This is a genomic window from Leptothoe kymatousa TAU-MAC 1615, assembly GCF_018739865.1.
GTDB classification, from domain to species: Bacteria; Cyanobacteriota; Cyanobacteriia; order Phormidesmidales; family Phormidesmidaceae; genus Leptothoe; species Leptothoe kymatousa.
Genome location: NZ_JADOER010000002.1, coordinates 1 through 22,773, shown reverse-complemented (window position 1 = coordinate 22,773; position 22,773 = coordinate 1). Strand labels below are relative to the sequence as shown.

Sequence of the window (22,773 nt, the reverse complement as noted above, 5' to 3'; positions counted from 1 at the left end):
CCCGATGGAGAGACCCTTGCCAGTGCCAGTTCCGACAACACCGTCAAGCTGTGGTCGAAAGACGGCGAGGAATTGAACACACTCAAAGGCCATAGCTCTTGGGTCTGGAGTGTGGCCTTCAGTCCCGATGGAGAGACCCTTGCCAGTGCCAGTGACGACAACACCGTCAAGCTGTGGAATTTTCAGTTAGAAGATTTGATTGGTCGAAGCTGTGACTGGCTAGACTCTTATTTTGTGAAACAATCCCCTGAATTATTAATGGATTTAACCATTTGCCAAAAACACAATGCTGATTGGGTCAAACAGGCTGCCCCCACCCTGATCGCAAACGCTGATAATTATTTGGTGCAGGGGAAAGCACAAAAAACAGCATTGGAATGGTATGAACAAGCCATGCAATGGGATACAGACTTTACGTTTGCTAGCGAAGACCGTTTAAATAAACTCGTCAATTTTAGAAAAAACAGTCAAAAAATTGAGGATGAGGATAAAGATCTTCCAATAATAGTGCAACATTTTCAGGCAATTACCTCTCTTGATCCGCCTTTGCAACAAACTATTTCCGAAATAGAAAGCTCATGGGGAAGCCTTTGTAGAGCAGGCAGCTTAGAAAATCAAGCCCAAGCCGTTCTATTTGCCTGCGAAGAAGCCATTGAACGGGCACCCTTTAGACCCAGTAGTGCCGACAATCGCGGCCTCGCCTATGCCCTCACCGGCAACACTCAAGCCGCCATTGCCGACTTCAAAACCTATATCGACCGCACCACCAACCAAGACAAAAAAGCCCAACGCCAACAATGGGTCGAAGCCCTAGAAAAAGGCGAAAACCCATTTACCCCCGAAGTACTCGAATCCCTCCGCCCAGAGTAGGTTGGGTTGGACATTGCCAAAACATTAAAGATTGACCAAACCCCTGACAAACCCAACATTGCCGTCCCCCTCAAAGAACAACGCCCAGAGTAGGTTGGGTTGCTACCCATCTGAATATCAACCATGTACCGAAATCTTCGCAAACCCAACATGCCCATACCCACACACGTCGATTGGGTTGCCAACCATCCAATTAACCCACACGTAGGTTGGGTTGCTCCTCACCCGAATATCAAAAATTTATCGCGCCCTTTACAAACCCAACATTGCCGCCCCCCACAAGAACAATTACGACGCCACATCGTTGGTTTTAGAGACCGGTGATGCAGCACCATATTTTGGAATGTTGGGTTTCGATTAACTCAACCCAACCTACGTTCTGGGAGGGTCTGCGGGGTGGGTTGACCGTTAGCACAATCGACGGAACCCACCCCGCCTACGGCACCCCTCCCAAGAGGGGATAAATCGGTACATTGTTAAATTCCCAGCCCAGAGTAGGTTGGGTTGCTACCCATCTGAACATCAACCATGTACCGAAATCTTCGCAAACCCAACATGCCCACACACGTCGATTGGGTTGCCAACCACCCAAGTAACCCACACGTAGGTTGGGTTGCTCCTCACCCGAATATCAAAAATTTATCGCGCCCTTTACAAACCCAACATTGCCGCACCCCACAAGAACAATTACGACGCCACATCGTTGGTTTTAGAGACCGGTGATGCAGCACCATATTTTGGAATGTTGGGTTTCGATTAACTTAACCAAACCTACGTTCTGGGAGGGTCTGCGGGGTGGGTTGACCGTTAGCACAATCGACGGAACCCACCCCGCCTACGGCACCCCTCCCAAGAGGGGATAAATCGATACATTGTTAAATTCCCAGTCCTTACTCATCCATCAATAGGGACCAAACATTGAATTAGCAACCGAGTCCTCATCGTTGCCACAGAAGAAATCATCAATCAACGCCAAAATCTCTTCTCGACTAAGAAAACCATCGCCATTGGCATCGATCTTCTCAAAGGCGGCGGGGGCATAGGCAGGGTGCACGTGATATACCTTAAACAACTCGGCCCATTCTTCCCGGCAGATTTTGCCATCGCCGTTGTCGTCAAACACGTCAAAGATCAGCTTCATCAACGACTGTTCTTCGGCAAGATATTTTTCCTTATCGCCCAGTAGCTCTTCGTAATAATCCAGCCATTCACTCAGGCCCACTTTCTTATCGCCCGTGGCATCTGCCTTACTAGAAAGAGATTTCCAAATGCGTGAAAACCTCTCTTTTAGCCCCATAAGCTTAGGCGAGCGGGAGCCGATATTCTTAACCTCGGCAATTTTAATGGCGATCTTTTCAAAGTCTTTTTTTACCAAATATCCATTTTGGTCGCCATCATACATACAGAACAACTTCAGCAGCTTTCGAGTTTGGAGTTCCGTTAACATGGCGTCAGTTATCTCCTCTGAATCAGTGCAGATCGTTGGGCATTGGCCCACAACTAGGGGAATCATAAAGCATTCCATCGTGAAACATGGGGTGTTACACAATGCTTTAATATCGCCCTGCTTCAACAACCCATTCGACTGGTAAAACCAGACAACGGATCAACACCGCCCTATATGGTTTGATTAGAAGTGGCATCTAAACTATGTTCTACCGCCCGCTATTCTAATGCACGCCGACTACCTGAAACGCATCCTCAATGCCCGTGTCTATGACGTGGCCCAGGAAACTGCCCTGGAAATCGCGCCCAATTTATCGAAGCGTCTCGGTAACCGGCTACTGCTCAAGCGCGAGGATATGCAGTCGGTATTTTCGTTTAAGCTGCGGGGCGCCTATAACAAAATGGCCCAGCTACCGGCAGATAAGCTGGCGCGCGGTGTGATTGCGGCATCTGCGGGCAACCATGCCCAGGGGGTGGCTTTGGGGGCACGGCAACTGGGCACCAGCGCCATTATTGTGATGCCGGAAACGACACCGGATGTGAAGGTGAATGCGGTGAAGGCACGGGGCGGGGCAGTGGTGCTGCGCGGTGAAACCTTTGATGAGGCCTATGCCCATGCCCGCGAACTGGAAGCGGAAAAGGGGATGACCTTTGTGCACCCGTTTGATGACCCGGATGTGATTGCGGGGCAGGGCACCATTGGCATGGAGATTTTGCGCCAGTATCAGCAGCCCATCCATGCGATTTTTGTGGCCATCGGCGGCGGCGGCCTGATTTCTGGCATTGCGGCCTATGTGAAACGGTTGCGGCCGGAAATTAAAATTATCGGCGTGGAACCGAAAGATGCGGATGCGATGTATCAGTCGCTGAAGGTGGGACACCGGGTGAAGCTAAACCAGGTGGGCCTATTTGCCGATGGGGTGGCGGTGAGCCAGGTGGGTGAGGAAACCTTCTGGCTGTGTCAGCAATATGTGGACGACATTATTCGGGTGGGTACGGACGATACCTGCGCGGCGATTAAGGATGTGTTTGAGGATACTCGATCCATTGTGGAACCGGCAGGCGCCCTGGCCATTGCGGGGGCCAAGGCCTATGTGAAACAACAGGGGATTAAGGGTGAAACCATGGTGGCGGTGGCCTGTGGGGCCAATATGAACTTTGACCGACTGCGGTTTGTGGCGGAACGGGCGGAGCTAGGGGAACAGCGGGAGGCCATTTTTGCGGTGACCATTCCGGAGCAGTCGGGCAGCCTGAAGCGGTTTTGTGACACCATCGGCAAACGCAACCTGACGGAGTTTAATTACCGCATTGCGGACCAGGCGGAGGCGCATATCTTTGTGGGGTTAGAAATTTGCGATCGCAACGACGCCATTGCCATGAAGGGCCGATTCGAAGAACACGGGTTCAAAACCCTGGACCTCACCGACGACGAACTAACCAAAATGCACCTGCGCCACATGGTGGGGGGCCACTCTGCCCTAGCCAAAAACGAACGGCTATACCGGTTTGAATTTCCCGAACGCCCCGGCGCCCTAATGAAATTCGTCAGCTCCATGAGCCCCAACTGGAATATCAGCCTGTTCCACTACCGCAATAACGGCTCCGACTATGGCCGCATTGTGATTGGCATGCAGGTGCCCCCGGAAGAAATGAACGAATGGCAGGCGTTTCTAGAAACCCTGGGCTATCGGTATTGGGAAGAAAACGACAACCCCGCCTACCAGCTGTTTCTGGGGTAGGGCGCTACTGAAACAAACGCCCCGCGTTTACCAGCTCTTTCTTGGATAGGGCGCTACTGGGACGAAAACGACAGCGCTGCCTACCAGCTTTTTCTGGGATAGCGCTGGGTGAAAAATAGCCCCATCAGCACCAGTACCATCACCAGAGCCGTCACCGAAATAATCGGGTTGCCCAAGTGGCGCTGGGCAATGGCCACATCGGCCCAGGTAAACACCAGGGCAAAGGGAATATCTTGGCGCTGCACAATGGCCACCATAGCGATGCCATTGGCAATCACCACCATGATGGCCGTCCACACCGCCCCCGACAGGCCCAACTCCTTAAACCCACTGGCATAGAACGCCGAGGCCACATTCACCACCGTCGCCACCGAAATCCAGGCCAGGTAAATGCTAATGGGGCCATGGACCATGCGTTTTCGCCTAAGTTCTGCCTGGTGCTGGCCGTCTTCCAGCTCGCTATAGGCGGCAATCAGCGACACCAAAATTAGGCCCATGGCCAGCACCGACAGCCAATATAGCTGCAGGGTAAATAAATAAATCCAGACTATCTGGGCCACGCAGGCCACAATCAAACAGGCATTGATGCGGCGAATCAGCAACTGCCCCCGCTGCTTGCGCCGAGACTGGTACCAGGCATAGGCAATTAGGCCCACATAGATCACGCCCCAAATGGCAAAGGCATAGTTGGCAGGGGTAATCAGCACCCCCTCCAGGGGACCATTGGCCAAATCTGCCACAGTGTTGCCATCAATGGGAAAAACGTTGGACAGGGTGTTGACTCCCAAGGTGCCGAGAATGGCGACCCAGGTTGCGATCGCTAATCCCTTATTACCCATAAACCCCATAGCATCGTCCTTTGCTAGGCAGTAGCTTAAACGTCATTGTGCCTTCTCAAACCAGAGCTTGCCAGCTGATTTATCCACCATACCCTTGCAGCGATGCTATCCCTGGTAGGTTAAGTAACCGTTTGCCATACTAAGCAACAATTTTTCTTGTTTTTTGTGGTCGACAGGGTGACCCCATACAAATCTGCTGCGCTGGCATATCCTTAAAGACGCTGCTGCGGGCTCCAATCAGAGCGTTCGCACCAATGCGCACCCCAGGGGCAATAAAGCAGTCCGTAGCAACCCAGGCACCATTTTCCATCACGATGGGCGCCGTCACCAACGCAAAGCGCGGATCGCTGGGATCGTGACTGCCGGTACACAAATAGCTTTTTTGAGACACCACGCAATGTTGGCCCAAACGAATCGGCGCCAAACTATAAAACGTGACATCTTCCCCCACCCAGCTATGGTCGCCAATCTCCACCTTCCAAGGATAGGTAAACCGAGCCGAGGGACGAATCACCACATCTTTACCAATTTTTGCCCCAAATAGCCGCAGCAATGCGCAACGCGGACCGTGGGCCGTGTGCAGGGTCAACGGAAAGACAATGGCCTGCACCAGCCACCACACCATCACGTACCACTTGGGTCGCCCCACTTCAAACCCGGGCTGGTAATAGCGACTTAAATCCACCAAAGCCGGAGGGCCAAAGTCAGTTGCTGTGTTCTCAATGCCCGGTTCAGGCATTGACTGATTAGGGGAATCCGATGCAGGGACAGATGGATGGGACATGCCGTCAGACGATTGCGATTAGCCCTTACTGATTTAGACAATGGAAAATCTGCCAAACCTGCCCACAGCTAAGGCCAACGCCTAGACCGCCGACATCAATTACAGATCGCCCACCAAAGCAGCTTTGGGGTTTTCTGGGGTGTCACTGTTTTTAGCAGCTTCTGAACCCGTTTCTCGGTCAGCTAAATTTAGCTGCCCTCCAAACTTTAGCTCATATAGTTTGACACCAATCTGATATTCATACTGACTTAGCAAGCGTCCGTAAATATAGCCGGGATATCCATCTAAGAAACCCAGGCGAATAAAATAGAACAGGACAAATCTCAAAAATGGCTTAAAGGGCAACCGCACCCAGATTTTTTTCAAAAACCGCTTGCGCTGTACCGAATCACCAAACAAATTGGCCCCAATGGTGCCGTCTTCGCCCATGCCGGTGAGCAGGTTGTAGTATACCCGCGCCTCCCAGTTCGAGTAGCGGTTGTGGCGAGCCAACCAATGGAACAAATCGCGAAAATCGATATGCAACATATCGTTTTTGAGATACCCCACCTTGTCGGGGTCAATCACCACATGCTCGTGCACCTCATTGTCGCCCGTGTTCTGAATTTCTTCAGTATTCAGGTTCTCGTAGCGCCCCTTAGCATGGCGGAAAAAGCGCATGTTCCAATCGGGGTATTTGCCGCCGTGGCGGATCCATTTGCCCAAGAAATACACCCGGCGGTTTAGGTAGCAGCCATCCAGTTTATCGGCGGCAATCACCTCGGCCATTTCCGCCCACAGTTCGGGCGTAATGCGCTCATCACAATCGACAATTAGGACCCACTCATTGCGAAAGGGCAAATTTTCCAACGCCCAGTTTTTCTTCTTTGGCCACCGCCCGTTGAAATCAAACTGCACCACATTGGCACCGTAGGATTCGGAAATTTTGACAGATTGATCTTCACTGTGGGAATCCACAACAAATACCTCATCTGCTTGGGCAACACTTTCTAAACAAGCAGGTAGATTTGCTTCCTCGTTTTTGGCAGGAATCAGCACAGAAACTGGAATTTTAGTGGCAGCAGTCATGGGTAAATGGAAACTTAAGGGGAAGATGAATAATGTCTCGCAACGCGTTTAAGCTTTGGCCGGCGTTAACCCTAAGCCGCTGAAGACTTGGCTGGTTTATTAGGTTTCGTCGATGGGGGTTTAGCGGGCGGCTTAACCAAATATCGCAACACACTACTTATATAGCCCAGCTGACCGTAGGCATACGTCAAATTTTCAAATCGCTGGGCTGGTTTATTGGCATACTTGACGGTTTTATAGACACCGCGCACCAGCCGTTCCCCCCCCCATCGCAGTTGGGAAATACCGGCACAGCCCGACACCTGCTCGCGGTAGCATTCGCTCACCCCCTGCCACCAGCTGCGGCTGAGGAACCAGCCGGGCTTTAACCTGGCGGGGGCCACATTGTGGGCGGCTAAGGCATCGGGCACATACATCACCTGCCACCCCCGCTTGATGGCCACCTGGGTCATGTGCAATTCTTCGTTAGACAGTAGATTGTTTCCCACTCGGCCCAGGTTCAGGTCAAACCCGCCGACGGAATCTAAAAATGTTTTGCGTAGGGAATAGTTGAGGCCACGGGGGGTGAGGCTAGGATTTTGGATGTAGCGCACCTGGCTACCGAGGTCATAGGCCCCCAGACCACTGGCTAAATCCTGGGATAGCCACAGGGGAGGCTGACTAACACCGGGGGGCCATAGCAGGGTGACTTTGCCACCTGCGATCGCAACCTTAGGATTATTCAAATAAATCTTCAGCAGTGCCGCCAGCCATTGGTTACTGGCAACAGCATCATCGTCGAGATAGGCCAAAATGTCGCCCTTAGCCGTCTTCGCACCGGTATTCCGCGCCGAAGACAGCCCCAAAACCGGCTCATACACGTAGCGTAGACGTGGATCCGACAAGCGCTGCTGCACCACCTCTGCCGTCATATCAGTGGACGCATTATCCACCACAATGATCTCGATGTCGCCTAGGGTCTGGGCCAACAAACTATCGATGGCCGCCCCCAAATACTGATCACGATTATGGGTGCAAATAATGGCGGAAATAGATAGCTCTGCCATAAAAATCTTAAATAAAACGAAGGTTACTGAACAAGGGGTAATACTATGTCAGTGATTTTTATTAAATGCCTCATCGACGAACCCCTTGGGAGATGTCGATAATTTTATGGGGCTACCCCGGTGGAACTGAATAAACTCACACCTGTAGTCGTTGATCAGACTCACTCTGATCAACATGCCCGGTTAACTATAAATGTACTCACTAAACCTTACTGAAATTATGCAGCCGAGACCCAGCTATCAAGTTTGATTTATCTACTCTTCAAACGTGTAAAGCTTTATTCAGCCTTGCGATCAGCCCGCCAAACCCCTATGAAGCGCTGCCCCACCCCATGAGAAACACTTCTGATATTGACCTGGCTCCCTACATCGACCATTCCCTATTGGTGCCCACCGCCAGCCTTGAACAGGTAGACCATTGGTGCGCCGAAACCCAGCGCTACGGCTTTGCTAGCGTGTGCATTTACCCCGTGCATATCCAGCGGGCCGTGGAACGGCTCCATGAAAGTCGCACCGCCATTTGCACGGTCATCGGCTTCCCCACCGGGGCAGATACCACCGCCAGTAAGGTGTTTGCCGCCCAAGAAGCCACCGACAATGGAGCCACCGAACTCGATGTGGTGATTAACCTGGGCTGGCTCAAAGCGGGGCAGTTGGAAAAAATACACACTGAACTAGCGCAAATTGTGGAAGAAACCGGTCAATGTGTTAAGGCCATCCTCGAAATGGCATTGCTTACGGAGGCAGAAAAACGTGCCGCTGCCGATGTTTGCATGGATGCTGGCGTCCACTTTCTCAAAACCAGCACCGGCTGGACCGGTGGCGCAACGGTCGAAGATATTCGTTTACTAAAGGATGTCAGCCGTGGTCGAGTCGGCATTAAGGCATCTGGCGGCATTCGCACACCAGAACAGGCCCTGGCCTTAGTGGAAGCCGGGGCCACCCGATTGGGCACATCCCGGGGACCTGATATCCTACGACAACGCGCCGAACTGGCCACAACGACCTAATGATTTGAATCATTATCAATCGTTGAAAAATCGAAAAAACTAGATATTTTTTTCTAGAAGTCTGATTTTAACGGGAACTATGTCGGGCACTATTAACTAGCCGAAGCGTTTCGTTATAATCCCTATGACTTCTTCTGCAAACCCAGCAGGCAATGCACCCTCTATGACATCTTCTGGAACTCCAGCAACCAATGCGCCTTCGCCGATTGCAGCATTAGCTCTCAAGCTAGTGGGTGGCATCACTATTTTGGCCGCTCTCGTTGATTTCTTGGTGCTATTGCTACCGCCAGACTTACTCAATCGTGGCTGGCAAATTAGTACGACAACCCAGCTAGTGGATCGCGGCATTGTGCCCTTGGTTGGCATTGCCCTACTGTTTACGGGATTCTGGATTGAAAGCTTCGTGAGCGGTAAGCGCAACCGAGGCAACTTGGCGATGGACGCACGCTTTTGGACCTGTCTTCTAGCCTGTGTTCTCGGCCTACTGTTTGCCGTCCTAACCCCGGTGCACATGAACAATGTGCGGCTCCAAAGCCAGGAGGCACTCACCCAGGTATCGACCGAAGCGAGCGAGGCCACCACTCAGCTAGAGCAACGTCTCGATGCAGAGGTGACTCAGCAGCGCGATCGCATCACCACGTTGCTCAGCAATCCAGACCAAATTGAGCAACTGGTTGCTGCGGGCCAAGTCACCGAAGAACAAGCCTCCCAAATTCGTGAGTTCCAAGGAGACCCCAACGCCTTAGAGGAATTCCTCAATGGCCAAGCCTCTGAACTCAGAACACGCCTAGAAACCGAAATAGGGTCTCGCCGACAGGAAGCCACTAAGCGCGTCCGTTCCGAAGCCACCAAGGCCAGCATTCGTATTTCCCTCAGCAGCATTTTGCTAGCCATTGGCTACATTGGCATTGGCATCAGCGGTATGCGCCGCCTGCTCGCTATCTAAATAGCTTTAGCAAAAATTCGCTAAGCATTACGGGCATTCGCTAAGCATTACGGGCATTGGTTTAAATACATTTTTAAAGCGCGATTGAGATTGTCAATCGCGCTTTTTGCTGTAGAGGACGCATCAATATAAATTCAGCAGCTCTAGGGAGTTAGTTCCCTTTCCGACTTCCACATTCCGACTTCCGCATTCTGCCCTAGCCCACATTCCTCGGCTTAACTACCCCATAGGGCTGCTGAATTTTGGCCACCAGATCATAGAAGGGCTGCCAGTTATCCTCAGCCACAATCGGTTCCCAAATCGCTTCAATCTCAGGCCGCAGCAACACAATTGTCGGATTATGCTGGCGCAAACATTGACCCACCTGAATCACTTCATCCGCCGCCAAGGTGGTCAAACAGGTGTGATAGTGCAGGCGCCAAGCGGCGAATAAGGTGGCCGCCTCGTCATCAGAATTTTCCACCGTTGCTGGCAAAATTTGCTCTGGCCCCCCTAGCCATTGAGCTGAAAATTGCCCCGTTAGCCCAGTAAAAAAGTCATGGTAACCAACGCGGGTCTTTTGCAATAGCTCCAGGGTTAGCCTTAGGAGTTCGTCGCCTAGCTCTGGCAGTAGCTGAGCAAACCCTAATTTAGCCAACATGCGTTCTTTGTAGGCCGCGTAGTAGCGATCGCGATAGGTGCCCAACCCAGTTTCCAAATCCTCAGCCGCCATAATCAGCTTTAGCGGTTTCTGCAACATCCACAGATTCCACTCACACATGCGCGGCTGATTGCCATAGCTATAGCGCCCCATATAGTCAAAATATGCAGCCGTAAATCGCGGATCAAACTCATCCATAAAGGCATAGGGGCCATAGTCAAAGCTCTCCCCCGTAATGGACATATTGTCCGTATTCAACACCGCATGGCAAAAGCCCACCGACATCCACTGGGCTGCTAATTTAGCCACCCGCCCCACCAGCTCAGCATAAAACCGCCCATAGCGTTCTTGCCCGTCCTGGATTGCCAGCAAGTGGGGATAGTAAACCTCAATCACATGGTCGAGCAGGGGCGACATCAGGTCAGCCCGCCCCAAGTAATGCAGCCGCTCAAAGGTGCCAAACCGAATATGGGACTGACTAAAGCGCACCATCACCGCAGACCGGGTGGGGGACGGCTCATCCCCCCGCCACAGCCGCTCCCCCGTTTCCACCAAACTCAAGGTGCGCGACGTAGTCACCCCCAAGGCATGGAGCGCTTCAGAGGCTAAAACTTCTCGCACCCCACCCTTTAACGTTAGGCGCCCATCACCATTGCGAGAATAGGGCGTTGTCCCCGAGCCCTTCGTGCCAAAGTCATAGAGCATGCCATCGGTGCCCCGCACCTGGCCATAGAGAAAGCCACGCCCATCCCCCAGGGCCGTATTGTAGTCACCGAACTGATAACCGTGGTAACGCAGTGCCAGCAGAGGAGACCGCTGCTGAAACTGACCAAAGGCCTCAATAAAGTCAAAATCACTGACGGCTTCTGGCTGCAGCCCCAGCCTGGGCAACAGCTCATCGTTGCGAAACCGCAAAATGTGCTGCGGAAAGTTAGCGGCTTGCACCACGTCATAGTAGTCGTCACCTAGGGCCTCCAAAGCAGGCTCATAGGGCAAATTTAGCAAAGAATTCTCAGTCACAGAGGGAGCACAGGGAAGAGACCTCACCCAGTATCTCTCAAAGCCAAACTTTAGGCAGGCAGGGGCCTCACCCAGTATCTCTTAAAGCCAAACTTCGGTGGTCAAACCGTTGCCACCGCCGCTCTAAACGGAGCCATTCCTCTAGCCGCCCAGCCTCAGCAACAAAAAGCTCAATCCGCTTTCAACTTTTGCACGGCGTTTCTAAAGCCCAACACCACCAAAATGTTAGACAACGTCAGAAAAAACTCAGCCCCACCGTGGAGCCAATCCACATTCGCCAGCTCCAAACCATAGGCTTGCTTAGCGTAAATCCCGGCTGGGATGGTCACCGCCACAAAAATCAGCAGCACATAAAACCCAATCAAGGCCAATTTGGGCGTCTGTCCCGACTTGGTTAAAAAGTAGAGAAACCCCAAATAGGGAAACAAAGAAACCGCAAACAAAGACTCCTTAGACACGGGCTTGCCTCCAGATATACCAAGCGGCCGCACAGGCGGTCACATTGCCCACTACGGTCATGGCTGCTTGCAAAGTCACCAGCCACACCAGGGATGATGAATTATCAAAAAAATGCCAGGTGCAGGCACACATGGCACTCACCAACGCGGGCAACATGCCAAAAGAAAGCCACTTCCAGGCAGGCCAGCCGCTCACGTCAGCAAACTGCCAAACAAAGAAAATGGCGGCAATCCATTCAATCACACTGGAAATGTGCACCATCCAGGTAGGTATCGATAGGGCATGCATAAATTGGGAAAGCGTAATAGTAGGGTGGGCAAGGCCCACTGTCCAATCAAAATCCAATCGAACACAATCTAGAACGGACGCCCCCACAAGGAATGGGCGTTGTCCGCGATAATCTTAGCAGGACAGCTTATTCAGGAAACAACAAACATGCGAGCAGTGTTGTGCGGCTACTATGGCATGGGCAATGGTGGTGATGAAGCACTGCTGGCCACCTTGCTCCAACTCTTGCCAGCGTTTGTCACCCCCCTGGTGCTCTCGGGCAACCCCGAAGAAACCCGCCAACGCTATGGGGTGGAGGCTGTGCCACGCAAATCTTTGCAAGCGGTCGTGAACGCCCTGCGCCGGTCCCAGGTATTTATCTGGGGTGGCGGCAGCCTTATGCAGGATGCGTCCAGCGCCATCAATCCGTTTTACTATGGCGGGTTGATGAAATTAGCCCAGGCCATGGGGCTACGCACAATTGCCTGGGCCCAGGGCATTGGCCCTTTAAATCGGGGCAGTAGCCAATGGATAACCCGGTGGGCATTGCAGGGCTGCGATGCGGTCAGCGTGCGGGATAGGGCATCGGCTCAATTGGTCAACGGCTGGGGCATTCGCCACCAACTGGCCCCCGATCCGGTGTGGGCGCTCCAGGCCGCCCCGGCCGCCCTCCAACATTTACCCACTCCCCGCGTGGCGTTGGCGCTACGCAACCATCCATTGCTGACACCGCAACGGGTGGCGAACTTAACCCAGGCCCTTGCAGACTTCCAAGGGAGCACCCAGGCATGCTTTGTGCTGTTGCCATTCCAACCCAGCAAAGATCGGGCCCTTGCCAACCACATTGCCCAACACCTGCCCGGCCCCCACGAAATCATTGAAATCAGCCAGCCCGAAACGCTTAAAGGGGTTTTCAAAGAGATTGATATGGCCATTGCCATGCGGTTCCATGGGGTGGTCATGGCCGTGGCGGAAGGCTGCCCCTGCTTTGCCATCAGCTATGACCCCAAGGTCACTCAAATTATGCAGGCCCTGTCTTTACCGGGCTGGAGCCTATCGGACCAGGACCCGCTGCCGCTGATACCGGACAATGTTGAAACAATGACGCAACAATGGTTAACGCTCTATGCCAAGGGTGATAATCTGGATTTGGCGCGATCGCAAATCGATCAAGCCTTAATTCATGGTGCTCTCTTAGAAAAAACCCTCGGCCAGCTAAATCATCAAGAAAAATGAATTATTTGAATTTTTAATACATTCTTCACGATGGCCATATAGCTTGTATGTATTGATTTAGCGTTATTTTCTAGCCACGGCCCACTATCGATCAATTTTTCTGTGTTAATACTTGAGGAAAATTGGCGTAAGATGCCCTCGTCTCCGCTTTACACCATTGCGGCGTTACAGCATGTTCGATTCAGATAAACCGGACAACAGTCCTGACAAACAAGGAAACAAAACCTCCGACATTTCGTCGCCTGGGGCACAGTTACCTGTCGAACAATCGGATAAAAATAGCTGGCACACCGTTAATTTCCCGGGGACGATCGCCATTGATCAAATTCCAGGGCCTACCCCTTACTTGCGGACTAACGCTATGGATTCTTCCAGTAATCATCACAGCAACATCAATACTCCCCAACCGGCTTCAACCGAACCGAGCAGTCAGCGCGAAACTGAACTGCTAAGCCTGGTACGGGATTTAAACGAGTGCAACGATGTCTTGCTAGCGAAAGTCTCGCAGCTAGAAGAATCTTTAGAACGGTCCCAAGCCGCACTACAGGCAGAAATTGATCGCTCTGGGGTCCCAGCAAGCGGCGACCGTGAAATCGTGCAGCTCGTGACCGAAATCGAACAAAGCAAACAAGCCCTGCAACATCAACACATTTTGAATGAGACTCTACAAGCAGAGCTCTCAACCCTGCGGGAACGCACCAACCACCTAGAAACCGAACACTCCACCCTAGTCAGACAAACTACGGAGCAGTCCCAAGAACTATTACAAGCCAACGCCAACTGCCGCGACCTCAGGGCCCGCCTACAAAGGCAGCAGCGCTATACCCTACAGTTCAAGGCAGCTTTAGAAAAGTGCCTAACCATGTCGCCAGAGGTCGCGAACCAAGCCCCAGGCAACTTTAGCAAGGCGGGTGTGATGGCCATGCCCAAAACCGATGAAATTCGTCCCTGGGAATCTCCTGTGGGCTACAAAGCTGCGGACCCTCAATTGGAGTCCATGATTCGGGGCATCCAATCGGGCCACCTAACCCCTCCGTCTCAGCCCACATCAACCGAGGCCGAAGACCAGCTATGGCATGACCTAGCCCGTGTTATGGATCCAGAAGATGCCCCCTCGAACCTCGAACCTCAGGACGCTTTCCAAACTCAGAACAATTTCGAGCCAGAAGCAGACGCTACAGAATTTACTGAGCCCTCTCCTTGGGTGAAAAGTCCTGCAACATTGACTACTGACGACGATAGATTCGTAGAAGACGAGGGTATACAAGAACCACCCGTTACTGCCCCATCGCCTGTTTCCCCCGACACAGCTGAGATTTTGGCCCGAGTTCAGGCGTCAAAAATAGTCACCTCTGGGGATATGTACATACCTGCGGTTTCCGCCCAAGGCGGTAGCCCATCCCCCTTGGTGAGTCCTCTCAAACCACAGAAACGTATCGGTTCCCTATCGGCCATCGATCTACCCAGCTTCCCCAAATTGAAACAGCAGCCACCGGCGGCTAAGGCTTGAGGCAAACTTCACGCGTGGTTGCCTAAAATAAAATCTTTTTCTTGGGCAACTCAGGTTAGACTTTGTTAACTTCAGGTCAATAGGTGTAAGAAGTAGGTAGTATTACCTGACCATAATAATTATCAGGTATCTCCAAGACGAGAAACTATCTCACACTACCTTGACTAAAACCCATGATTAATACGTACTGAAACCCTACGAGTGCCTAGATTTAGGTACCTCAAATCGTCGGGTAGCCTTTGCATCTTACCCATACCAATAATATGAGCCCGTCAACTTTAAAAACTGTTTTAGAAAACTCTCCTGCGGACAAATCTGTCAGCGAAGCCCATATCGCGACAGCCATTGTTCATGTCATTGAAACGGCCCGTTCCCAGGGACAAACGTTAGATGATGTGATTGCTGAACTCATGGCAGACGATGCACTATTAGACCCGAAGAGTCGGCATCTACTCCGAGAGATTTTGACCCAAGCCTGGAATACACTCTAGCGTCATTAATTGCATAGAAGAGGGAAGCTCCGTAGCGTTGGCTTTCCTCTTCTGAAGTTTGGTTAGGGCAGCCGCGTAGGATGAGTATGCGTTGCCCGGGCCGCTAATACGGAAAAAACCTGCCTGGTAGCGTCTGATATGACAAGGCAGGGCTCCATAAAAAATCGAGACCACATCCACAAGGAGATGGGTCTACGGGCTGATTTATTTGGCATCGGGTCCCCTGCAACCAGACAACCCTTAAGTATTTTCAGAATCGTTATCACCCACTGCCATTTGCAGCACCATGGGCTCACCACCTGCTTGATGGTACTTATCCGCCCATTTGCGAAGCAGCAGATCAAGCTCATCTAAGGCTTGCTGACGATTCTCAGCGGGAATATCTAACGATTCTAGAACCCGCATGGTGCCGTCTTTGCGGGCTACCCATTCATGCAGAATACGGAAATATCGAGCCGTATCTTCAATCATGGTGTAGGTTCTCTCCGCATCATCCGTTGGGATGTAGGAGGCCCGCGCCAAGGCATAAAACGGCATACCCCAAGGCGAATCAATCCGGGCGACGGTGCCAGAATAGATCAAACGCCGCCGAATATGTTCTGCTAAGGCTTCACTCAACGGTAGCTGACGTCCACTGGGCACAGATTCCTGGGAGCGGGCATGGAGAAACTCAATGAGTTCGGCAAACTGAAATGAAGTAATCAGCTGAGCGTCTGGCAGATTAGAGGGTAGCTTTTGTTCAATTTGGGCTTTTTCATCTGATGTCAGATTTGTGCCCAATAATCTAGAACGGCCTGATTCCCAAGGATATTTTTCGAGCCATACGTAGGGAAATTGAATCAAGTATCGGGGCTCCTGTGCCCCCAACATCTTGAGTAATTTCCCCTCACTTAAAGCCTGACGAACTTCTTCGACAATGGCTTTAACACGTTTGGGTTCAATGTGGTGTAAATGGCCCGTCATGCGCAGGTTTTGTCCCTGCTCCATGTAGGTTGTATAAATTGCACATTTTGCAGCAGTTGCCGCCGCATCTAGGAAAGCACCGTGACGATGACCGCCAGTACGCATGGCGCTAAAGGCTAGATACATCATTATCTGATCAATGGCGCTGGGTTCTAGACGCTTAATCAGATCAGAATCTGCAGTCATCGGTAATTGAACATTGGTCATGGACGCTCAGGGATAGATACACGCTAACAGCGCAAATATTAAGACCAGTGGAACTAGGCTACCTTAAAGAAGCACAAATTACTTTCGATTTATCGTATTAAATGACAAATTGCCAATTTATTGATTAGTCATAGGGACATTAATAGTGACCACTATTTTTCCACTGGCTTATAACGGTTAGCGTAAAACTTTTTCCGATTAATATCTACAACCTTTTCTCGAAAAATTGAGTTATTAAACTCAACTTTAACCTGCGTATTCGATGAATTGAAAAGGATTTTAATTATTAAGCAACAATGCGGCCACTACCACGGTAAGCTTCGTCCTGCGTAATGCGACCGCTACCGCGATAGGCAACGGGGCCACGGCCACTACCACGGTCTACTTGCTCAGATTGATCAACATCCAAGCGGCCACTACCACGGTCTGCTAACTCTGTTGTTAGGCGACCACTACCACGGTCTGTTGTCAAAAAACTAGGCAGCGTGATTAGTCCTGAAACACTGATGGCGACAGCAATTGAGAGTACCGATAGAGAAAGTCTCATGGGTCAGAAAATGAGTAGTATTGCTACTTTCTGCTTACAGAGATTTGACAAATCACTCAGGAAAAACTATGTGAAAAATGTGTGGACAAGACTACGGTTTTTCTGTACCAGACATTACATTTATGAAATTTCCATCAACCTAGACAGCAGAATCCAGTGACCGCCTGGATTGTGAATACCGACAACTGAGATTGCACTGCCATTTTGGATTTGGGTTAGCTGATGGGCCACGTTTGGTGATATGGCAACCAGCCCCCATGTGTGGGTGGCGTCTACCAGCCAACAGCCGTCTGCTTCTTTTTTGAACCGTCCTTGAAACTGTTTGCCAGTCACGTTCTCGCCAGCGGAAATTGGCAATGTGGGAGCTTGGCCCAATGGATAGGCAAATCCACTGAGGCCATAGGTTTCTGGGTTATTGAGACAATGTTGTTGTTGTTCTATCCAGTCTGGGGTGAACGGCAATAGGTCAAAATGGGGCACCACCATGGCCGGTGCCTGGGCGGTGAGCAGGGTTTGCTGCAAACGAGACACGGATAGCCCTCGCGGTTGAACCTGATGTTGCACGCATAGGGCGGCGGCGGCCCCTGCCGCTTGGCCAATGTTTAGCACTACGGGCTGTAGGCGGGTTGCCCCATTGGCGATGTGGGTCACTGAAATATTTTTGTCACAGGCTAAAAGTCCATCCACGGTGGCCGGGACGAGGGCGCGATAGGGTATGGCGAAGGGGGTGCCAGTCCAGCGCCCGCCCCAGCGAAAGGCTTTGGGCGCCAGCGGCATGTCAAAGCCGGGGTAGTGATGGTCGTTGGGGTAGTTACCAATTGCGATCGCATCCACCACGCCACTATCATCCACCGGCAGCGGCGCCACCTGCCCATGGGCCATGGGCAAAATATCCCGCTCACTTACGGTCGTTAGCCCCACCAGTCGGCGACTTTCTCGATAGTAGGGATATAGCGCAAAGGCACCGCCCCCCGGTGTCCCCTCCAGGTCAGGAAACATGTCTGCGGCTAGGCCATAGCGAGGCCCCAGGGCCGCCTGAATATAATGGGCAAATTGCTGACTGTGGGCCTTGGCCTCTTGCCAATAGTCATGGCGGGCGGCATCGGATTCAATTAACCGGTGCAGCCCAACGCCATAGTCATTGCCATTTTGTGGCCAGTTGAGCATAAAACGCGCCCCTGGCAGCCGACCATAGTTTAGAAACTGCTCTGGGCCATAGCCCGCCCAAGCCCCTTCAAAGTCTTGGCCCGCCACCGTTGCCGGGATGGACGGTGCCTTGTCGCCATAGTCTTGCAGCACCACCACCCAGGTGGGGGACTGCACCGGATATTTCTCAATGGCTGGGGCTAACGGATCGTTGGGGTCAGTTAAGGATTTCGGCGCACTGGGTTCTTGCCACTGCGCTTGGCTTTCCCACCCCCAGCGATGGGGCACTTCGCCTAGGGCGAGTACATCCCCCAGCTCGGTGCCATCAATAGTAATGTGAGCGTCCACGGAAAACGGGTCAAACTCTACGCCCGTAATCCGATGCCCAGAACGCAGGACGGCACGGGGGCAATGGCCCCAGCGCCAGGTCAGGTTAGGCAGTGCCGCCACCCAATCGGCAAAAATAGCCGCCCCCACCGCAGGCTCGTAGGTGAAAAAGCTTACCCAGCCATGGTGCAGCCCCCCCGGCTGTCGTCGCTCCAGCTCTCGCAAAAAAGCGCCCCACAGCCCGGTCTGGAATGCCGCTAGCTCATTGCCATCGGGGGCGGTCACCCCGGCTGCGGTGAGCATGCCGCCAAGCCAGGGCCACTCGCTAACCAACAATACCTGGGCCCCTAACTGGGCGGCCTGGATAGCGGCGGCGGTGGCACCGGTGCCACCGCCGACAACAAGGACTTCGGTTGTTAGGTGCTCTCGATTAGCCATTGATTGGACAGTGGTTGGGCGGTGGACCATGCCACCCTACATTATTGAACGGCGGGCCGTAGGGCGGGCCGTAGGGCGGGCCGTAGGGCGGGCCATTGCCCACTGCCTTACAAATAGGGCGTCACATCTTCGCCCAACTTGTCCGCAAGGTGGGTCAAGGCCCGGAACCGTAGACCCACTAGCTGTTCGTAGAGGGGGTTGAGCTTACACATGGGAGGAATGTGCACCACCTTTTTGCCAAACAGGGTAACATCCCGCTCGAAGGGGCACTGGGATGGAATCATTTTGCACACAAACCTGGCGAGGCGAGGGTCTTGCACATCTAGCTGATCTAGCCACGCCCGCATGGGTTTGAGGGGATCGGGGCCTTCTTTGGGGGCCGGGGGCCTTAGGGGGCTCGCGGCGGCTGGGGCGGCGGCCGGGGCGGCGGCCGGGGCGGCGGTGGTACCAGGCTGCACTTCTTCTTTTACCTGGCGCAGGTTGTAGAGCGTAGATTGGAGGGCCTGCAAAACCGACGTATCGAGGTTGAGGGCCTTGCAGAAGTCCATTAGGATTTTGTCTTCTGCGGCGGAGTAAATGCCATCTGCGATCGCAACCATCACCGCCATCCGCAAAAAGTTTTCCGCCGCTATGGGGTTCGGCGTCAAAATTGCCGCTAGCTCATCCGGCTTAATCGGCTCAAAGGTTTTAAAGTCAAGCTTGGGGGCAAACTCCACCTCCATCATGGTGTGGATTAAGTCTTTTTCCTGCTCGTCAAATTCACCATCGGCCCAAGCGACCGCCAACAGCCCCCGCAACCAGGCCTTGACTTGATCTTCGGTGTAAAGAGAATCCTTTAATGTAGATGTCATAACCAGCCTCGAAAAACATCAAATGTCTGCCACTGGGGCCCGCCGCATTACTGGAAAACAGGAAAATGAGACGACAACTGAGTTAGCTCTGACCCAGTTTTACCCGTAAACACCCATAAAATCGATCGTCCCCCGTCCCGCACGCTGCGTAGCCATGGTTCCGACGGTCGTTCTGAGGCTACCGGCAACGGCTTATAGTGAATGCCGCGACTCCTCATAACGATAGCCGCAATGGTATTGGCCCGACGCATATGGTAATCCGACGTAATTAAGTAAACGCTTTTGATGCCCATGCGCTCAAAGTCGTCCACCAGGGTGGTGAAGTTGGTCACCGTATCCACTGCTCGATAGTCCAGGTGCAGTCGATCTAACGAGACTTGGGCTGTTTCAAACACCCAAGTGGAATATTCTGGATTGGCCCCCGATGATATCCACACGTCTAGGTCGGGATGTTCCGTAGCAAAATCCGCTGCGAACTCTTCGCGTTGGGCATCTCCCCCCAAAACAAGGGCCACCGTTGGCGATGAAAAGCGACTACGTAAATGCCATTGCCCCAGCCATATACCTGCTGTCACAAGCAGTAGCGAAGCTAAGTTAAAACATAGGTTCTGACGACGCTTGCGGGGCAAGAAAAAACTCCTTGAATCGAATTATTTTGCTGAAGATTAAATCAGGTTACAACTTCAATAAACAGCTCAGACCGGCGTTTTCCGTATTCTAAGGATATGGACCCTATTTATCAGCAAAAGTGCGGATATGTTTTAAGGAATTCGCCTCATCCCTGCCTCATCCCCCGATGGGTCGATGTTTGACTTGTGCGATGGCCCCTTCTCCTCCTGGGAGGAGAAGGGGGGGTATAAAACTTTTGCTGTTTGACTGCATCTTGATCACAGTCCTCTCCTTGTCGGAGAGGGGGGCAGGGAGAGGTGCTTGGGCACCATAGGCTTATGACCGATCCAGATATTTCGCGCATTGCGGGGCGAAACCGCTCTATTCCACCTATTTTGCTGCAGTTTGCTCGCGAACTACGCAAGCGACAGACACCGACCGAACAAATTCTATGGGAATGTTTGCGGGCCCGTCGGTTAAATGGCTACAAATTTAGACGGCAGCATAATCTGGGTCGTTTCATTGCTGATTTTTATTGCCATGGGGCACGGCTAGTGGTCGAGGTGGATGGGCCGTACCATGATTTTCAAAGGGAAAAGGATGCGGCACGGGATGAGTGGATGCGATCGGTGGGGCTGCGGGTGCTACGGGTGAGGAATCGTCAGGTGCGGGAGGATTTGGAGGGGGTGTTGGTGCTGATTTTGGATGGGTTGGAGACCTCATCCCCCGATGGTTCGGGGTAGGGATTATTTGATGGCCCCTTCTCCTACGAGGAGAAGGAGGGTTAGATTTTTTTTGAACAGGGATTCGAGAACTTTCGCTATTTAACCACCCCCACTCAAAGTCCCTCTCCTCCCAGGAGAGGGATTTAGGGAGAGGCAATGCAGCCACCCTAAGCTTCACCACCAGCCTTTCCGCTCAACCCCCGTCGCCACTGTCCAGTCCCTAATCCTCCCGCAGCTCCGCCAGCACCTCCGCCGTAAACGGATTTTTTCCCGCCTTCAGGCACTCAATCCAGCCCTTCGCCTGTTCCAGATATTCAGAGTTTTCATCCTCCTGTTGCCCGTCATCGGTTTCTACCCAATCCACCCAGGATTGCCAGTCTTCTGCACTGCTGGCTAAGTCCCCGGTTAATGCTCGATACAAACCCCATAGCGCCCAGTGCTTCCCATTCTCTGGCTCAAATGTAGTTAACCATGCACTGATGCGCTGCAAGGTGGGCAGCACCCCCGGATGATCTGGCTTTTCATATAGGCAAGCATGGCCCGCCACCCCCATCAACATATCCATACTGACGTCATGATTCGGCAACTGCTGGCCAATGGCGTCTAAACAGTCAAATGCCTGGTCGATATCGCCCTGCCGAGCTAGTTTTTTACAATGTTTTTCCGTCGCTTTTGCCAACGGCGTTAGGTCAGGGACGTAATCGGGCCGGTGGGTCTGCAAATCTTCCAGCAAATCCATCGCCTGTTGAATATCGCCCTGCTCTGCTGCCTGCTGCGCATGATGTTCCAGCCCCGGTGTGGCCAGTCTATACACTTCGGCCACCGGCTCAAACCCCAGGGCGGCATCCAGACTTAGCGCCCGCTCAAAGTGGGGAATCTGCCCTTGCACCCGCTGGGCAAAGTTCTGGCCATGATAGTTAGTGAGGCTACTACGGCCTCGGGTAATCAGCCCCAGGGCCTGCAGTTGCTGGGTGAGCCGCTGCGGTGAAAAGTCTCGGCTACTGTCTAGCTTCAAGGCCCGCTCAAACTGCTCGATGGCCTCGTCCGGTTGGTCACTTTTGGCCAATTGCTGGCCCTTGACCATGGCGGTTTGGGCCGCTAGCTGCTGGGCATAGGTTTGAGGTTCAACCGTTAGCACCTGCTCATCAAGATTCAGTGCCTCTTCAAATTTGGCAACCGCCTCGTCGATTTTTTCTTCGTAAGCCAGGTCTCGCCCCTGGGCCACCAAAAATTCCGCCCGTTGCCGTCGACTCCAGGCTCGCTGCCGACATAGCTCACAGGCCCGCTGAACTGTTTCATTGTTCTGCTGTCGAAGATCGCTATGGCCCAAAAGCCGCATACAGGCATCTTGTAACCAGTTTTGCCAACGCATGCGATCCCACAGCCGCAGGGTCTGGTCAAAGCTGCCGGAGACAATCCGATCCCCCTCGGGGCTAAAGGCCACCGCATAAACCCAGCCGCTATGGCCCTGGAGGGGTTCACCGATGGGATTGCCCTCGCGATCCCACAGCCGCAGGGTATTGTCATCGCTGCCGGAGACAATCCGATCCCCCTCGGGGCTAAAGGCCACCGCATTAACCGTGTCGCTA

At 52.6% G+C, this 22,773-nt stretch carries 21 protein-coding genes and 1 pseudogene; 8 read left to right on the top strand and 14 right to left on the bottom strand.

What is annotated here, in order from left to right:
- Window positions 1-870: pseudogene (locus tag IXB28_RS00530) on the top strand (hypothetical protein); the annotation flags it as partial.
- 901 nt (window positions 871-1,771) lie between these two features.
- Here IXB28_RS00530 and IXB28_RS00525 read toward each other — a convergent pair.
- Window positions 1,772-2,317, bottom strand: a complete 546-nt coding sequence (locus IXB28_RS00525; RefSeq protein WP_215616593.1) for an EF-hand domain-containing protein — start codon at window positions 2,315-2,317, stop codon at window positions 1,772-1,774.
- A 226-nt stretch (window positions 2,318-2,543) separates the two neighbouring features.
- On the opposite strand from IXB28_RS00525, the gene ilvA reads away from it, so the two are divergent.
- On the top strand, window positions 2,544-4,055 hold the full coding sequence (gene ilvA, locus IXB28_RS00520) for a threonine ammonia-lyase, biosynthetic (RefSeq protein WP_215616592.1): 1,512 nt from the start codon (window positions 2,544-2,546) through the stop codon (window positions 4,053-4,055).
- A gap of 80 nt (window positions 4,056-4,135) precedes the next feature.
- On the opposite strand, the gene IXB28_RS00515 is transcribed toward ilvA, so the two are convergent.
- The 4 genes from IXB28_RS00515 to IXB28_RS00500 all read right to left on the bottom strand — a co-directional run bounded on the left by IXB28_RS00515 (window position 4,136) and on the right by IXB28_RS00500 (window position 7,792).
- Window positions 4,136-4,894 carry a tryptophan-rich sensory protein gene (locus IXB28_RS00515; protein ID WP_246559556.1) on the bottom strand — a complete coding sequence of 253 codons (759 nt, stop codon included), beginning with the start codon at window positions 4,892-4,894 and terminating at the stop codon, window positions 4,136-4,138.
- A 139-nt stretch (window positions 4,895-5,033) separates the two neighbouring features.
- On the bottom strand, window positions 5,034-5,633 hold the full coding sequence (gene hpsU / locus IXB28_RS00510; protein ID WP_215616788.1) for a hormogonium polysaccharide biosynthesis acetyltransferase HpsU: 600 nt from the start codon (window positions 5,631-5,633) through the stop codon (window positions 5,034-5,036).
- 144 nt (window positions 5,634-5,777) lie between these two features.
- Window positions 5,778-6,746, bottom strand: a complete 969-nt coding sequence (locus IXB28_RS00505; RefSeq protein ID WP_215616590.1) for a glycosyltransferase family 2 protein — start codon at window positions 6,744-6,746, stop codon at window positions 5,778-5,780.
- 71 nt (window positions 6,747-6,817) lie between these two features.
- Window positions 6,818-7,792 (bottom strand): glycosyltransferase family 2 protein, encoded by a 975-nt coding sequence (locus IXB28_RS00500; RefSeq protein ID WP_215616589.1) that lies wholly within the window; start codon window positions 7,790-7,792, stop codon window positions 6,818-6,820.
- A gap of 332 nt (window positions 7,793-8,124) precedes the next feature.
- Between IXB28_RS00500 and deoC the strand changes: the two genes are divergently transcribed.
- Window positions 8,125-8,802: a deoxyribose-phosphate aldolase gene (gene deoC / locus IXB28_RS00495; RefSeq protein WP_215616588.1), complete on the top strand. Its 678-nt coding sequence runs from the start codon at window positions 8,125-8,127 to the stop codon at window positions 8,800-8,802.
- A gap of 163 nt (window positions 8,803-8,965) precedes the next feature.
- Window positions 8,966-9,748 carry a hormogonium polysaccharide biosynthesis protein HpsJ gene (gene hpsJ-B, locus IXB28_RS00490; RefSeq protein ID WP_215616587.1) on the top strand — a complete coding sequence of 261 codons (783 nt, stop codon included), beginning with the start codon at window positions 8,966-8,968 and terminating at the stop codon, window positions 9,746-9,748.
- A gap of 196 nt (window positions 9,749-9,944) precedes the next feature.
- On the opposite strand, the gene IXB28_RS00485 is transcribed toward hpsJ-B, so the two are convergent.
- The 3 genes from IXB28_RS00485 to IXB28_RS00475 form a co-directional block, all read right to left on the bottom strand.
- Window positions 9,945-11,408 carry a protein adenylyltransferase SelO gene (locus IXB28_RS00485; protein ID WP_215616586.1) on the bottom strand — a complete coding sequence of 488 codons (1,464 nt, stop codon included), beginning with the start codon at window positions 11,406-11,408 and terminating at the stop codon, window positions 9,945-9,947.
- Between the two features lie 170 nt (window positions 11,409-11,578).
- Window positions 11,579-11,866, bottom strand: a complete 288-nt coding sequence (locus tag IXB28_RS00480) for a DUF3593 domain-containing protein (protein WP_215616585.1) — start codon at window positions 11,864-11,866, stop codon at window positions 11,579-11,581.
- Window positions 11,859-12,155 (bottom strand): DUF2499 domain-containing protein, encoded by a 297-nt coding sequence (locus IXB28_RS00475; RefSeq protein ID WP_215616584.1) that lies wholly within the window; start codon window positions 12,153-12,155, stop codon window positions 11,859-11,861. The genes IXB28_RS00480 and IXB28_RS00475 overlap by 8 nt, the downstream gene beginning before the upstream one ends.
- 147 nt (window positions 12,156-12,302) lie before the next feature.
- Between IXB28_RS00475 and csaB the strand changes: the two genes are divergently transcribed.
- From csaB to IXB28_RS00460, 3 genes are all read left to right on the top strand, one after another.
- Entirely contained in the window at window positions 12,303-13,370 is a 1,068-nt protein-coding gene (gene csaB, locus IXB28_RS00470) for a polysaccharide pyruvyl transferase CsaB (protein WP_215616583.1), read from the top strand.
- Between the two features lie 172 nt (window positions 13,371-13,542).
- Entirely contained in the window at window positions 13,543-14,880 is a 1,338-nt protein-coding gene (locus IXB28_RS00465) for a hypothetical protein (protein WP_215616582.1), read from the top strand.
- Between the two features lie 263 nt (window positions 14,881-15,143).
- The gene (locus IXB28_RS00460) at window positions 15,144-15,371 is read left to right on the top strand and encodes a hypothetical protein (protein WP_215616581.1); all 228 of its coding nucleotides are present in this window, start codon (window positions 15,144-15,146) and stop codon (window positions 15,369-15,371) included.
- Window positions 15,372-15,611: 240 nt separating this feature from the next.
- Here the strand turns inward: IXB28_RS00460 and hetR are convergent, their stop codons facing one another.
- From hetR to IXB28_RS00435, 5 genes are all read right to left on the bottom strand, one after another.
- Window positions 15,612-16,520 (bottom strand): heterocyst differentiation master regulator HetR, encoded by a 909-nt coding sequence (gene hetR, locus IXB28_RS00455; protein ID WP_215616580.1) that lies wholly within the window; start codon window positions 16,518-16,520, stop codon window positions 15,612-15,614.
- 307 nt (window positions 16,521-16,827) lie between these two features.
- On the bottom strand, window positions 16,828-17,088 hold the full coding sequence (locus tag IXB28_RS00450; RefSeq protein ID WP_215616579.1) for a hypothetical protein: 261 nt from the start codon (window positions 17,086-17,088) through the stop codon (window positions 16,828-16,830).
- Between the two features lie 120 nt (window positions 17,089-17,208).
- Entirely contained in the window at window positions 17,209-18,999 is a 1,791-nt protein-coding gene (locus IXB28_RS00445) for an FAD-dependent oxidoreductase (protein ID WP_215616578.1), read from the bottom strand.
- Between the two features lie 107 nt (window positions 19,000-19,106).
- The gene (locus IXB28_RS00440; protein ID WP_215616577.1) at window positions 19,107-19,850 is read right to left on the bottom strand and encodes a Mo-dependent nitrogenase C-terminal domain-containing protein; all 744 of its coding nucleotides are present in this window, start codon (window positions 19,848-19,850) and stop codon (window positions 19,107-19,109) included.
- A gap of 47 nt (window positions 19,851-19,897) precedes the next feature.
- Complete coding sequence (locus IXB28_RS00435) at window positions 19,898-20,425, bottom strand: YdcF family protein (protein WP_326520900.1); 528 nt, start codon at window positions 20,423-20,425, stop codon at window positions 19,898-19,900.
- 372 nt (window positions 20,426-20,797) lie between these two features.
- Here IXB28_RS00435 and IXB28_RS00430 point away from each other — a divergent pair, with 372 nt between their 5' ends.
- Window positions 20,798-21,202 (top strand): endonuclease domain-containing protein, encoded by a 405-nt coding sequence (locus IXB28_RS00430; RefSeq protein ID WP_215616575.1) that lies wholly within the window; start codon window positions 20,798-20,800, stop codon window positions 21,200-21,202.
- A 202-nt stretch (window positions 21,203-21,404) separates the two neighbouring features.
- On the opposite strand, the gene IXB28_RS00425 is transcribed toward IXB28_RS00430, so the two are convergent.
- Window positions 21,405-22,773 (bottom strand): WD40 repeat domain-containing protein (locus tag IXB28_RS00425; RefSeq protein ID WP_246559554.1); only part of this gene is annotated, 1,369 nt, incomplete at its 5' end.